Raw genomic sequence first — 12991 nt, forward strand, 5'->3', positions numbered from 1 at the left:
CTACAGTGAGTTTAAAAGCGAGGGAGTAATCGCGCTGAGTTCTTTTAGTTGTTGATTTCATAACACTCTCCAATTTTTTGGGGGGAAAGTGTCAACCTTATTTAGGACGGCACAATAAATACAATAAAAGAGAGTGGCCACAGAGCCGCTCTTTTTATTTTTTGTTTGGTTTGATTTATAAAATCCGCAAATTTATATATTCCTCAGGTGAATATGTTATACATAAAAGTATATGAAACTAAATTGCGGTGTATTGATTTGTTTTTAATCAAAAAGGCAAAAAATGTTTGATATATATTCATCAAAGCTTACAATTTAACCGTAACTCAGTGAGTTATACCTTTCATAAACGGATTAATTTTTAGCTAGGAGGCGCAAGATGAAACATTACGTTGTTAACACCACTGCTTGCGCTGATCGTATGCCTATCGCTCCGATAACCCTTAAATCGGATGATACCAATACCACTGGCTCACAAGATAAAAATTAATCCGTAACCTATCATATTTATTACTAGGCTGCGGAAAAGTAGCGGCTTAGTATCAACAGAATATTTCTGTTCATTTTACGCACTATTTTTCCCAGTCGAATACATCGATAATCGGAGAAAATATTATGCGTCACTCTATTTACCTACAATTGGCCACTTTGCTATTGAAAGCAGACCTTAAACGCGAAGAAAAGCAATGGCAGCGCACCATACGCCGAACTGCTCATGATATTCCATGGACGAATGTTCATCTATTGAGAGATATTGGTTTAGATCGCGATGGTCGTTCTACACGTGCCAATGTTCCGGATGCAGTAAAAGTTGAACGTCGAGTTCGTCACCTTCGTCGAGTTTTAACGTCGCGAATAATGACGTAATCGTTAGCGTGTTGGACTGGCAGAGTTGCTAACGAGTCAGTCAACACGCTTAACGTGCGATATGAAGTCATACTTCATTTGATAAACAGCTGATCTTGAAGATCAGCTGTTTTCGTTTGAAGGGAGCTTTACTGTTAAGGGCAAGGATTCGAGTAAGTTGTACCTATTGCTTGAATTTCAGTAAGTAGTTCGTCGCTAAGTTGCAAATCAATACTGTCGATATTGGCTTTTAATTGGTCTAGGTTTGTTGCTCCGATAATGTTAGAAGCAACAAATGGACGCTGATTGACAAACGCGAGCGCCATTTGTGCAGGGTTTAGACCATGCTCTTGAGCTAAATTGACGTAAGCTTCGGTCGCTTTAACACCTTGCGGAGTGAAGTAGCGCGCAAAACGCTCCCACTTAGTGCATCGAGCGCCTTCAGGTTTTGCCCCGTTTAGGTATTTACCACTCAGGCAGCCAAATGCCAAAGGAGAGTAGGCAAGTAACTGAACGCCTTCGTAATGGCTGATTTCAGACAAGCCAACTTCGAAGCTGCGGTTCAATAAGTTATATGGGTTTTGAATGGAGACAATTCTTGGCAAATCGTGTTTTTCTGCCAAACGCAATAGCGACATCACACCCCACGGCGTCTCGTTGGATACGCCGATATAGCGCACTTTACCTGCATTCACTAATTCAGTAAGCGCTTCCAACGTTTCAATTAACGTGACTTCTTCTTGTTTGTCAGGGTATGGGTAGTTGAGTTGACCAAAGCAGTTGGTTTGACGCTGCGGCCAATGTAGTTGGTACAAATCGACATAATCGGTTTGTAGACGATTAAGGCTGTCATCAATTGCTGTATGGATGTGGCGACGATTAAGGCTCATGTTGTCTCTAATGTGAGGAACATTGCGAGGGCCTGCCACTTTTGTTGCCAGTACTACTTTCTCTCTTTTGCCGCTTTTTGCTAACCAATTACCGATGTATTGCTCGGTGAGCCCTTGTGTTTCCGAGTTTGGCGGTACAGGGTACATCTCTGCGGTATCGATGAAGTTCACCCCATGATCGAGGGCAAAGTCGAGCTGTTCAAAGGCGTCCTTTTCTGTGTTTTGCTCGCCAAACGTCATAGTGCCGAGGCAGATTTTACTGATCTCAAGTGATGAGTGCGGTAGTTTTGTGTATTGCATATCACGTCCTTGAAGAGTTACCGACTAAATAAGTGACTCCAATATAGGGGATTTTTAGCCGCAATCGCAAATGATTTACGTATAAAGGGAGAGCAAACTCGAAAGCTACAGTTAGCCTAACTACACTTAAATAATCGTGTGAAGGAGGTATGTTATGCAGAAGCATCAATTGGACATGTGGCTACATGGTCCACATAAAGATACTTATAAAACTCCCAAAGTATTTGTGATTGGGTGTTCTGATGTCTCTGACTATCTTTTAGCTGTGGAGTACAAGCATCAACTTGAGCCGATTAAAGACGGTGAAGACCCGATACATTTTGGCTCTCTAGACTTAGTAAAAGAAGAATTATTGAGGCTAGGGGTCGATAAAGCGTATTTAAGGCTGCGTAATGCGTATGACGAATGTGGCACTGAAGAGGCAGCCTCGTACTGCGATATTGAGTTATCGCTCGTGACGCACTAAATAGCTGATATAGTTTTATTCTGGTTGAGTGTTAATGTAGTGCTTGAGTAAGATCTGTTCAGTAAACTGTGTTCTAAGGTAAAAGCCTCGGGGCAGAGTTTTCATCGGCTTACCATTTGAGTTATATGCTTCGGTGAGCGCTTTTGCATTTGCGGCTTTAGGGCGAAGATGCAGCGCTTCTCCGTGTCTGGCGGAAATTTGATCAAATCTTCCCAAGACGATCATCTCCATTAACTCTTCCCAGTCATTTCGCAAAATCCGTTCTTCTTCTTCATCTGGTGACCAAATGAGTGGACTGCCCACACGTCTTTCAGCGAGTGGGATTTCTCGTTCTCCTTCTACGGGTACCCAAAGCACACGAGATAGCTTGTTTCGAACATGACTTGTTTCCCATGTAAGACCATGAACACCAGTGAGGGGGGCCACAGAAACAAAGGTTGTTTCTAAAGGTTTGCCAGAGTAACTGATCGGAATACTTTTCAACTCGATCCCTAGTTTTGCGAAATCTTGTTGAGGTTTACTGCCAGCTGGAGCGCCCAAGTGCCATTCGAGTAATTGACCCACCCAACCTTTATCACGTTTTAAGTTTTCAGGAACAATCATATTCGCCTCGGCGGCCAACTCAGCAAAACTGAGTCCTGCCATATCATGCGCTCGTTCCAATAGCTCTGCTTCTGTTTGTGGTTCTGGTTTCATAGTTACAAGGTGGTATTACAAAAAATATAGTTTATCAAACTCCGACCAAATCTACTGTTTAAGATTTCACCGAGGCGGTGTAAGAACGATCAATTCATAACTTATCCACAGGTGGAGGAGGTATTGATAAGATCCTGACGAGGTCTGTATGAATAAACAGGGGTTAAAATGCATTTTTGGGGTTGATTTTGTTGTAATCATCTAAACGAATAGCAGGTAAGTGTGGATAAATAGCCTGTTGGTGGATCTTTGACCGATCTGAGTTTGGTGAAAAGATCATCAAGAAATTGAAGATCGAATTATCGTTATTTTTAAAAATAAATACTTTTTTTATCAATGCTTTATGTTTGTTTTTTTGTTTATTCATTTGTTTTTCATTTGATGGGATTGAACTGAATTACTCATTTGAATTGAATTCTTCACAAAGTTATTCACAGAAAAGGTGAATAAATGTGGGCAATGTCTCACTCTTGTGTTGATAAGGTATGGTTTGATTAAAAGATATCCAAAAATGCTGAAAAGGTAATAAATCTTGCTCATATCACATCAGTAAGTTTGCTAGTAATGGGGATATGTGGAAAAATCACGGTAATAAAAAATTTATTCATAGAGGTTAGCCAGTGATAGATGGCGATGGTTACCGACTTAATGTTGGTATTGTGATATGTAATAACCATGGTCAGGTCTTCTGGGCTAAACGATACGGGCAACACTCATGGCAATTTCCACAAGGTGGGATTGACGAAGGTGAAACCCCTGAACAAGCCATGTTCAGGGAGTTATACGAAGAAGTCGGTTTAACGAAAAAAGACGTTAAGATCATTGCAACAAGTCGTCATTGGTTAAGATATAAGCTACCAAAGCGATTGGTGCGTTGGGACTCCAAGCCTGTTTGTATCGGCCAAAAACAGAAATGGTTTCTGCTGAGATTAGAATGCGATGAGTCTCGCATTAATATGCAACGCGGAAAATCCCCTGAATTTGATGGTTGGCGCTGGGTAAGTTACTGGTATCCAGTTAGGCAAGTTGTTTCTTTCAAGCGAGATGTTTATCGACGAGCGATGAAAGAATTTGCATCCTTAGCCATGCCTTTTCGAGAGAGAAAAGCGAAAGGGAAAAGAAAAAAGCAACGTAGAGGATAATCATGCTCAGTCAGCTAAGGGAAATAGTTGAGAAAGTCTCTAGGGTCGATGATGTGCATCTGGCACTCGATATATTGGTGAAAGAGACTTGTGCTGCCCTTAGTACTGAGTGCTGTACTATCTATCTTGCTAATGAAGAAATGCAGCGCCTTGAGTTAATGGCAACTCAAGGCCTTATTTTTGAAGGTGATAGTATTCATATCAACTTCAATGAAGGCTTGGTTGGGTTGGTAAAACGAAGCGCTGAACCCCTTAACCTTGCCGAAGCCTCAAAACACCCCGAGTTCAAATTCTTTCCTCAACTCGGCGAACAGATTTACCACTCTTTTTTAGCTACTCCAATCATTCATCGTAAACAAGTTTTAGGTGTGTTGGTGATCCAACAAAAAACGCCGCGCTTGTTTAGTGAAATGGAAGAATCGTTTCTTGTTACCTTATCCGCTCAGTTAGCGGTGCTCATTGCACATGCGCAGAATCTTGGGCATTGGCAGTTAGCATCTAAACCCACGGTATTAAAAGGTTTGCCTGCGTCTACTGGTGTCGCGATTGGAGAGTTTTGGTTCGACAATACCCAGCCGAGTTTATCGGATATTTTCCCTTCGTCCACGTTAGATAAGGAACGCGAGCACGAGACGCTACTGGTGGCCATAGAGCGAGCGTTAAATGACTTTCGCCGCATGCGGAAAAAACTGGACAGTGAAATCAACAAAGATGCGCTGGCGATCTTCGATCTGTTTACTCACTTACTGAATGATCCGATGCTTCGCGGTGATTTGAAGAAGCAGATTGAAAAAGGAGACAGGGCAGACTGGGCGTTACGCCAAGTTGTAGAGTCATACTCGAATCGATTTGCAAGAATGTCGGATGTATACATGCGTGAAAGAGCGCAAGATATCCGAGAGTTAGGGCAAAGGCTGCTCTATTTTCTGCACAACAGTGAGCAAGAAAATTCTGCAATTGATCGTCCCATTATTTTGGTGGCGAACGAACTCACTGCCACCTTGCTCGCTTCTGTACCTAAAGAGTTTTTGTTAGCCGTCGTATCATTAGAGGGAGGCGCAAACTCTCACGCTGCCATTTTATCTCGAGCTCTTGGGGTCCCTGCAGTCATGGGCGCCAACATTAATCCGGATGTGGTGAATGGCAAACTCGGGATAGTCGACGGCTATACGGGTGAGATCTTCTTAGAGCCAAACCGCCAGTTGTTGCGAGAGTATCGCAGCTTAGTAAGCGAAGAGTCTGAACTGTTTGCCATGGTAAACAAGGACCTCGCACTCCCTGCGGTTACGCAAGATAATCACCATATCGAAATTATGCTGAATGCGGGACTCAGTGCAGACAGTAATATTGCCATCAACACAGGTGTTGATGGTGTTGGGTTGTACCGAACTGAGATTGCATTTTTACTTCAGCATCACTTTCCTTCGGAAGATGAACAGTATCATCAATACCAAGCAATACTTAACAGCTATCCGAATCAACGAGTAGTGATGCGTACTTTGGATATTGGTGGTGACAAACCTTTGCCGTATTTGCCCATCGAAGAAGATAATCCGTTTCTAGGCTGGCGTGGCATTCGTTTTACATTGGATCATCCAGACATTTTCTTGATCCAGCTGCGTGCAATGTTAAGAGCGAGTGCAGAAAGCGGAAACTTAAGTATCTTATTGCCAATGGTGTCAGGGGTAAAAGAGCTAGACGATGCCATTAGCTTGATTAATCAAGCTCACAGCGAAGCCGTTTTGCTTGATGATAGAATTCAATTCCCACAAATTGGGGTCATGATTGAAGTACCATCGATGGTGTATCTGTTGCCAACGATCGCTCACCGTGTTGATTTTGTTTCTGTCGGGACAAACGATTTAACTCAGTATTTATTAGCGGTAGATAGGAACAATTCGCGCGTAGCGGATGTCTATGAATCTATGCATCCTGCGGTACTGTTAGCGCTTAAGCAAATCCATGAGGTGTGTGATAAATATCAGGTGCCCGTGTGTATTTGTGGTGAGCTAGCGGGTGATCCATTTGGCGCTCTTCTCTTACTTGGGTTAGGGTATACCAGTTTGAGTATGAACACCTCCAATGTGGCTAAGGTGAAATATTTGATTCGTCATAGCCAACAAGAAGAATTAGAAAAATTAGCGGAGCAAGCAATGACAAAGTCCTATGGGGAGGACATTCATCAAATGATGCATGACTTCTTCATTCAACAGGGCTTTGCGGGCTTTATCCGTGCAGGTAAAAAGTAGGAAATCGTGACCGTCTCTTTATTTTTGTTATTGTTGGCGCTAGGCGCTTTTGTGGGTGTGATGGCGGGGTTACTCGGTATCGGTGGTGGTTTGATTGTTGTTCCTGCCTTGTTGTATTTGCTTCCTCTTGCTGGGATCTCTCCAGAAATGAGTATGCACATGGCCTTAGCCACTTCGTTAGCGAGTATTATTGTCACGTCTGGCTCATCGGCGATGAATCACCTTAAGCTCGGCAATGTCGATATGTTTGTCGTAAAATGGTTGATGCCTGGTGTGGTCATTGGTGGCTTTGTTGGTGCCAATATTGCTGAGTGGATCCCTACACACTATTTGCCGAAAGTGTTTGGTGTCATTGTTCTTTGCCTGTCAGTACAAATGTTTCGTTCCATTAAAGTTACGAGCAGTAAACCTATGCCGAGCAGCCCTGTGACTGTAGTTTACGGCACGGGAATTGGTGTCGTATCAAGCCTTGCTGGTATTGGTGGTGGCTCACTGTCGGTACCATTTTTAAATAAACATGGGATAGAGATGCGTAAAGCGGTGGGCTCATCCTCCGTTTGTGGTTGCGTGATTGCTATTTCTGGTATGATCGGCTTCATCTTACATGGCTATAAAGTGGAAGGCTTACCTTCATACAGTATTGGCTATGTTTATCTTCCCGCTTTATTAGCGATTGCTATGGCCTCGATGCTCACAACAAAAGTGGGTGCGAAGCTCGCAACTAACCTTCCAACAGCGGTATTAAAAAAGATATTCGCGGTGTTCTTAATGTTTGTTGCAGCGACCATGCTGCTCTAAGTTTGTACCCAAGTCATTCTCGCTGAACCAAGCATCTAGAGGTTACTTGGGTATATTTATTTTGTTGTGATAAGAAGAGAATGATTTATGTCTCAGGGATATATTGAATTTCCCAATATTGATCCGGTTTTAATCTCTATTGGTCCTGTTTCGGTTCGTTGGTACGGTTTGATGTACCTTGTTGGCTTTATGTTTGCTCTATGGTTAGCGAACCGACGTGCGGATAAGCCTGGAAGTGGTTGGACACGAGAGCAGGTTTCTGATTTGTTGTTCGCAGGCTTCCTTGGCGTGGTGATTGGTGGCCGTGTAGGCTACGTGCTTTTCTACAATTTTGAGCTCTTCCTGGCTGACCCTTTGTATCTATTTAAAGTGTGGACTGGTGGTATGTCTTTCCACGGGGGCTTACTGGGTGTGATTACTGCGATGTTCTGGTATGCACACAAAAACGGGCGAACTTTCTTCGGTGTTGCTGACTTTATCGCGCCGCTTGTGCCATTTGGTTTGGGTATGGGGCGTTTAGGTAACTTCATGAACAGCGAGTTGTGGGGCCGAGTAACGGATGTGCCTTGGGCGATCGTTTTCCCAAATGGCGGTCCACTGCCACGTCATCCATCACAGCTTTATGAAATGGCGCTTGAAGGCATCGTCCTTTTCTTCATTTTGAATTGGTTCATCAAGAAACCTCGTCCTCTAGGTTCTGTTTCAGGACTCTTTCTTGCGGGTTACGGAACCTTCCGTTTCCTAGTAGAATACGTGCGCGAACCAGACGCTCATTTGGGTTTATTCGGTGGCTTTATTTCCATGGGACAGATTTTATCTCTGCCAATGGTGGTTATCGGTGTCCTCATGATGGTTTGGGCATACAAACGTGGTCATTACAAAGACGAATTACCACAAAAGACGAAGTAAGGTATTGGTGTGAAACAGTATTTAGATTTGTGTCAACGCATCGTTGACCAAGGTGTTTGGGTTGAAAATGAGCGTACAGGCAAGCGCTGCCTGACCGTAATCAACGCGGATTTAACCTACGATGTTGCGAACAATCAATTTCCGTTGGTCACCACACGTAAAAGTTTTTGGAAAGCAGCTGTTGCAGAGCTACTAGGGTACATTCGTGGTTACGATAATGCGGAAGATTTTCGTAAGCTGGGCACGAAAACCTGGGATGCCAATGCCAACCTAAATGATGCCTGGTTGAATAACCCATACCGTAAAGGCGAAGACGACATGGGCCGTGTCTATGGAGTTCAAGGGCGCGCCTGGGCGAAACCTGATGGTGGTCATGTTGACCAGCTACGTAAGATAGTGGATGACTTAACGCGTGGCGTTGATGACCGCGGTGAAATCTTGAACTTCTACAACCCGGGTGAGTTCCACATGGGGTGCTTGCGTCCTTGTATGTACAGTCACCATTTTTCATTGCTGGATGATACGCTTTACCTGAATAGTACTCAGCGTTCGTGTGATGTACCGCTTGGCTTAAACTTCAATATGGTTCAAGTTTACGTGTTCTTGGCGATTATGGCGCAAATTACGGGCAAGAAACCTGGTCAGGCATTTCATAAGATTGTGAATGCTCACATTTATGAAGACCAGCTTGAACTGATGCGCGATGTTCAGTTGAAACGTGAGCCATTAAAAGCGCCGACGTTCCATATCAACCCAGAGATTAAATCTCTAGAAGATTTGGAAACTTGGGTCACACTGGATGACTTTTGGGTTGAAGGGTACGAGCATCACGATCCTATTCGTTACCCATTCTCAGTGTAACGAGTATCGTTCTTCAAGATATAGAAAAAGCTCCGAATGGAGCTTTTTTCTTTTTTGTACTTAGAAGGTATTATTTTAGTGCACTGACAATATAACGGTGAATTGGGTTGGTCTGCATCGGTGTGGACAGTGCCGGGCTAATAAACTTAGGTTGAGTGAATATTTCTTTACTCACTAATGAGCGGATAAGCTCAAAATACTTCAGCTCCGTTTTCCCGCACAACAATAGTGAAAAGTCATCGCCCAATTTATCATAGGCATTGAGCACCTCTCGGAATCCTCTAAGATACAAGTAATCCTTCGTTAAACCTCCACCTCGATAGACTCGGGCAGTCGTTGTAAATGCTTGAAGATCAGAAGCTTTATACTGTTCTTTTAATAGCATGAACGTATGGCGGAAATCGCGATCCTTGATCATCGACTCTACTGCCAGAACTCGTAAGGCTAAGGTTCTTAGGCGCTTGATACTGAAATGTCCTGACAGATACTCACATAATATAGCCAGCCCTTCTTGAGTGTTGGTATTGGCAGGACAACCTAAGCTCAGGACTTTTAGCGGTTGTTGACGACCGTTAAGCGTAGTCAGGAGATGTACTCCCATTTCATGATGTGCAAGAGCCTCCAGCTCATCAGTGGTGATGTACGCTGCGTGGTTAATTTTGACTCGAGATCCTGAAACTAGTGCGTTTGCTAACATCCCGTCCAACACCTGTATTTCACATTCATACCCATTGCGTTGAGCAAAATTTTGCATGAAACGTGCTATTGCACGGCTATCGTGCTGAGGTTCTTTTTCTTCTTCTGTAGGAAGGTGCAATATGAAATGGGCGTTGGCAATATCTTTGGCGCTCGGTTCCCCATAATAGCGTAAGGAGTTATAAAGAAACTCTTGCGTGCCTATGGTATTCACTTGATCCAGTTTATCTGCATAAGACTGAATTACATCTGCGTACAGCCTCTGCAATTGGGTGTCTTGAATGTTTTCTAGAGGTAGCTCATATAGACGTCGCTTTGCGCTGTGAGTATCTACATTAGTAATTGAATATTGAAAATTAGGCTCTTGAGAATATTTGTTTTTAATGAAACGTTCTCTTTCTTGAGCATAATTAAGAGGATTCACGCTACTGAGGATATCAATATCAGCAACCAGTTGGGTTAGGTTTTCGTCTATTGCGAGTAGCTGATCAGAAATAGCGTCATTAAGCTGCGTCATGTTGTCGACTCCAAATGAGATAGCTCAGCATAAGCATGCTGATGTGGCTCAAATTATCACCGGACAATCGATTTGAACAGTTTAATTATCATAAAAAAGGCTCCACGATGTGGAGCCTAAACAATAAGCGATGGTATGTCGTTGTTGTTACGTTGTTAGGGCTAGAATTGCACCTGGTAGAATAACGAATACTGACATTAGGTAACCACCAACAACTGCTTTATTCTTAATAGCCATTTCAGAAATCATCTCAGCGCCTTTAACCGGAATCTCACGTAGGAATGGAATTCCAAAGATAAACAGCGTCGCCATGATGTTAAACACTAAGTGGACTAGAGCGATTTGTAGTGCGAATACTGCGAACTCTCCAGATACCGCTGTCGCTGCTAGTAGTGCCGTAATACAAGTACCAATGTTAGCACCCAGAGTGAAAGGGTAGATATCTCGTACTTTCAACACGCCAGTACCAACCAACGGAACCATTAAACTTGTCGTGGTTGAGGAAGATTGTACTAGAACGGTCACGATTGAGCCTGATACGATGCCGTGAATAGGACCACGACCGATGGCGTTTTTCAAAATTTCACGTGCGCGACCAACCATTAGGCTCTTCATCAATTTACCCATCACTGTGATTGCAACGAAGATAGTCGCAATACCCAAAGCAATAAGCATGACGCCGCCAACAGTATCACCGAAGGTAGAAAGTGGCTCTTTAATTGCGCCTACGACTGGCTTTGTAATTGGTTTAATAAAGTTGAAGCCTTTAATGCTCATATCACCAGTAGCAAGCAGTGGAGAAACAAGCCAGTGAGAAACTTTCTCTAAAATGCCGAACATCATTTCCAACGGAAGGAAAATAGCGACAGCAAGCAAGTTGAAGAAGTCGTGAATGGTTGCACTTGCAAATGCACGTTTGAACTCTTCTTTACAGCGCACGTGGCCAAGAGACACAAGCGTATTGGTCACTGTGGTACCAATGTTAGCACCCATCACCATAGGGATAGCGGTTTCTACAGGTAAGCCACCTGCAACCAAGCCTACAATAATAGACGTTACAGTACTTGAAGACTGAATTAAGGCTGTTGCCACCAAGCCGATCATTAGACCTGCAACTGGGTGTGCGGCAAATTCAAATAGCACCTTAGCTTGATCGCCAGTTGCCCATTTAAAGCCACTACCAACCATAGATACTGCTAGAAGAAGCAGATATAACATGAATGCCAAGTTAGCCCAGCGTAACCAACGAGCTGTGCTCGAAATTGGTGCCACTGTTGAAGTAGCTTGGTTCATCATAATTTTCTCCGTTGACCTTTCAGTTCATTTTTCGGTCTGTAGTTGAATCTGCGGGCGATGTTAGAGAACAAATATTTCAGTAATATTACAGATTTCTTGCTGTGAGAGATTTTTATTGTTCTTTTTGATAATGGCGTAAAAGAGGAAGAAAATTAATTTTTAACTTGTTGATTTTAATGGTTAAATTTTGATTTCGTTTTGTTTGGTTTTTGCGTTTTTTTTTGTAGAGAAAATGCGCCTCAGTTCAACTTTTATGACAGTGTTGACTTTATACTTTCGGTAAAACTTATGCTTTTGTAAGGTATTGTATGGTTTTGTCGAGTTTATTGTTTGTCTCTGTCACATTTGGTATAAAAAGTATCACTTTCTTTTCGGGACTCGATCATGTCACATCTAAACTACAACCATCTCTATTATTTCTGGATGGTGTGCAAACAGGGCTCTGTAACTAAGGCGGCTGACGCGCTCTTCCTGACACCGCAAACCGTGACAGGACAGATTAAAGCGCTTGAAGAGCGCATGAAAGGAAAGTTAACCAAGCGCAATGGTCGTACAGTTGAGCCCACTGAGTTAGGTCAGCTTGTGTTTAAGTACGCCGACCGGATGTTCGGTTTGAGCTATGAGATGTTAGATATCGTCAATTACAGCCAGCACTCGAACATTCTATTTGAAGTTGGTGTAGCCGATGCGTTATCTAAACGCTTGGTCAGTAAAGTACTGATGACGACCGTCCCGGAAGATAACAGTATTCATTTACGCTGTTATGAATCGACCCACGAACTGCTACTTGAACGCCTTTCTCAGCACAAGCTAGATATGATCCTTTCGGATTGTCCCGTTGATTCTACTCAAAGTCCTGGCCTTTATAGCAAAAAGTTGGGTGAAAGTAGCATGAGCTTTTTTGCTTCTTCTGAAATTGAAAATGTGCGATTCCCTGAGATCTTGGAACAAAAAAAACTTCTGATTCCCGCGAGCCGAACGGCTATGGGGCGTAAAGTTATTCAATGGTTTGATCGTCAAGGCCTTCAACCCAATGTGCTAGGGGAGTTTGATGATGTTGCGTTGATGAAAGCTTTTGCTCGGTACCACGATGATGTGATTTTCTTGGCACCGACCGTATACATGTCGGAGATTGAAGACGACCGAAATTTACAGCTAATTGGCCATGTCGATGGGCTAAAAGAAGAGTACTACGTGATTTTTGCGGAACGAATGATCCAACACCCCGCGGTAAAAAATGTTTGTGATGCTGATTTCAGTCAAATGTTTGAGTAAACCCGTATCGTTGCGTAAATAAATAGATTACTATCAATAAAAATATAATT

The 12991-nt window shown here is 43.1% G+C and carries 12 protein-coding genes; 8 read left to right on the forward strand and 4 right to left on the reverse strand.

The window, feature by feature from the left end; translation table 11 throughout:
• Positions 1-615 precede the first annotated feature (615 nt).
• Positions 616-867, forward strand: a complete 252-nt coding sequence (locus tag R8O10_RS20765; protein ID WP_005381776.1) for a hypothetical protein — start codon at positions 616-618, stop codon at positions 865-867.
• Positions 868-1001: 134 nt separating this feature from the next.
• On the opposite strand, the gene R8O10_RS20770 is transcribed toward R8O10_RS20765, so the two are convergent.
• Positions 1002-2036 carry an NADP(H)-dependent aldo-keto reductase gene (locus R8O10_RS20770; RefSeq protein ID WP_005381774.1) on the reverse strand — a complete coding sequence of 345 codons (1035 nt, stop codon included), beginning with the start codon at positions 2034-2036 and terminating at the stop codon, positions 1002-1004.
• A 154-nt stretch (positions 2037-2190) separates the two neighbouring features.
• On the opposite strand from R8O10_RS20770, the gene R8O10_RS20775 reads away from it, so the two are divergent.
• Positions 2191-2502: a DUF6482 family protein gene (locus tag R8O10_RS20775; RefSeq protein WP_005381772.1), complete on the forward strand. Its 312-nt coding sequence runs from the start codon at positions 2191-2193 to the stop codon at positions 2500-2502.
• Positions 2503-2517: 15 nt separating this feature from the next.
• On the opposite strand, the gene mutH is transcribed toward R8O10_RS20775, so the two are convergent.
• Complete coding sequence (mutH, locus tag R8O10_RS20780; RefSeq protein ID WP_017821501.1) at positions 2518-3198, reverse strand: DNA mismatch repair endonuclease MutH; 681 nt, start codon at positions 3196-3198, stop codon at positions 2518-2520.
• Positions 3199-3818: 620 nt separating this feature from the next.
• On the opposite strand from mutH, the gene rppH reads away from it, so the two are divergent.
• The 5 genes from rppH (at position 3819) to R8O10_RS20805 (ending at position 9157) form a co-directional block, all read left to right on the forward strand.
• Positions 3819-4340: an RNA pyrophosphohydrolase gene (rppH, locus tag R8O10_RS20785; protein ID WP_005381953.1), complete on the forward strand. Its 522-nt coding sequence runs from the start codon at positions 3819-3821 to the stop codon at positions 4338-4340.
• Positions 4341-4342: 2 nt separating this feature from the next.
• Positions 4343-6589: a phosphoenolpyruvate--protein phosphotransferase gene (gene ptsP / locus R8O10_RS20790; RefSeq protein WP_104975865.1), complete on the forward strand. Its 2247-nt coding sequence runs from the start codon at positions 4343-4345 to the stop codon at positions 6587-6589.
• A 6-nt stretch (positions 6590-6595) separates the two neighbouring features.
• Positions 6596-7387, forward strand: a complete 792-nt coding sequence (locus R8O10_RS20795) for a sulfite exporter TauE/SafE family protein (protein ID WP_005385965.1) — start codon at positions 6596-6598, stop codon at positions 7385-7387.
• Between the two features lie 87 nt (positions 7388-7474).
• Positions 7475-8296 (forward strand): prolipoprotein diacylglyceryl transferase, encoded by an 822-nt coding sequence (gene lgt, locus R8O10_RS20800; RefSeq protein ID WP_005381948.1) that lies wholly within the window; start codon positions 7475-7477, stop codon positions 8294-8296.
• Between the two features lie 9 nt (positions 8297-8305).
• Positions 8306-9157, forward strand: coding sequence for a thymidylate synthase (locus tag R8O10_RS20805; RefSeq protein ID WP_005381947.1), 852 nt, complete (start codon positions 8306-8308; stop codon positions 9155-9157).
• Between the two features lie 70 nt (positions 9158-9227).
• On the opposite strand, the gene R8O10_RS20810 is transcribed toward R8O10_RS20805, so the two are convergent.
• Together R8O10_RS20810 and R8O10_RS20815 are read right to left on the reverse strand one after the other, a co-directional pair.
• Complete coding sequence (locus R8O10_RS20810) at positions 9228-10370, reverse strand: flavohemoglobin expression-modulating QEGLA motif protein (protein ID WP_053306894.1); 1143 nt, start codon at positions 10368-10370, stop codon at positions 9228-9230.
• Between the two features lie 147 nt (positions 10371-10517).
• On the reverse strand, positions 10518-11663 hold the full coding sequence (locus R8O10_RS20815; protein ID WP_025768431.1) for a Na/Pi symporter: 1146 nt from the start codon (positions 11661-11663) through the stop codon (positions 10518-10520).
• 387 nt (positions 11664-12050) lie between these two features.
• On the opposite strand from R8O10_RS20815, the gene nhaR reads away from it, so the two are divergent.
• The gene (gene nhaR, locus R8O10_RS20820) at positions 12051-12941 is read left to right on the forward strand and encodes a transcriptional activator NhaR (protein ID WP_005381942.1); all 891 of its coding nucleotides are present in this window, start codon (positions 12051-12053) and stop codon (positions 12939-12941) included.
• Positions 12942-12991: the final 50 nt, after the last annotated feature.

This window comes from Vibrio sp. 1727, from assembly GCF_033344415.1.
Lineage (GTDB): Bacteria > Pseudomonadota > Gammaproteobacteria > Enterobacterales > Vibrionaceae > Vibrio > Vibrio alginolyticus.

What these genes read in the sequence shown, in the direction of transcription:
- R8O10_RS20810 (WP_053306894.1), bottom strand. Translation starts at nt 10,370, where the DNA reads ATGACGCAGCTTAATGACGCTATTTCTGATCAGCTACTCGCAATAGAC.
- lgt (WP_005381948.1), top strand. Translation starts at nt 7,475, where the DNA reads ATGTCTCAGGGATATATTGAATTTCCCAATATTGATCCGGTTTTAATC.
- R8O10_RS20770 (WP_005381774.1), bottom strand. Translation starts at nt 2,036, where the DNA reads ATGCAATACACAAAACTACCGCACTCATCACTTGAGATCAGTAAAATC.
- ptsP (WP_104975865.1), top strand. Translation starts at nt 4,343, where the DNA reads ATGCTCAGTCAGCTAAGGGAAATAGTTGAGAAAGTCTCTAGGGTCGAT.
- R8O10_RS20765 (WP_005381776.1), top strand. Translation starts at nt 616, where the DNA reads ATGCGTCACTCTATTTACCTACAATTGGCCACTTTGCTATTGAAAGCA.
- mutH (WP_017821501.1), bottom strand. Translation starts at nt 3,198, where the DNA reads ATGAAACCAGAACCACAAACAGAAGCAGAGCTATTGGAACGAGCGCAT.
- R8O10_RS20775 (WP_005381772.1), top strand. Translation starts at nt 2,191, where the DNA reads ATGCAGAAGCATCAATTGGACATGTGGCTACATGGTCCACATAAAGAT.
- nhaR (WP_005381942.1), top strand. Translation starts at nt 12,051, where the DNA reads ATGTCACATCTAAACTACAACCATCTCTATTATTTCTGGATGGTGTGC.
- R8O10_RS20815 (WP_025768431.1), bottom strand. Translation starts at nt 11,663, where the DNA reads ATGAACCAAGCTACTTCAACAGTGGCACCAATTTCGAGCACAGCTCGT.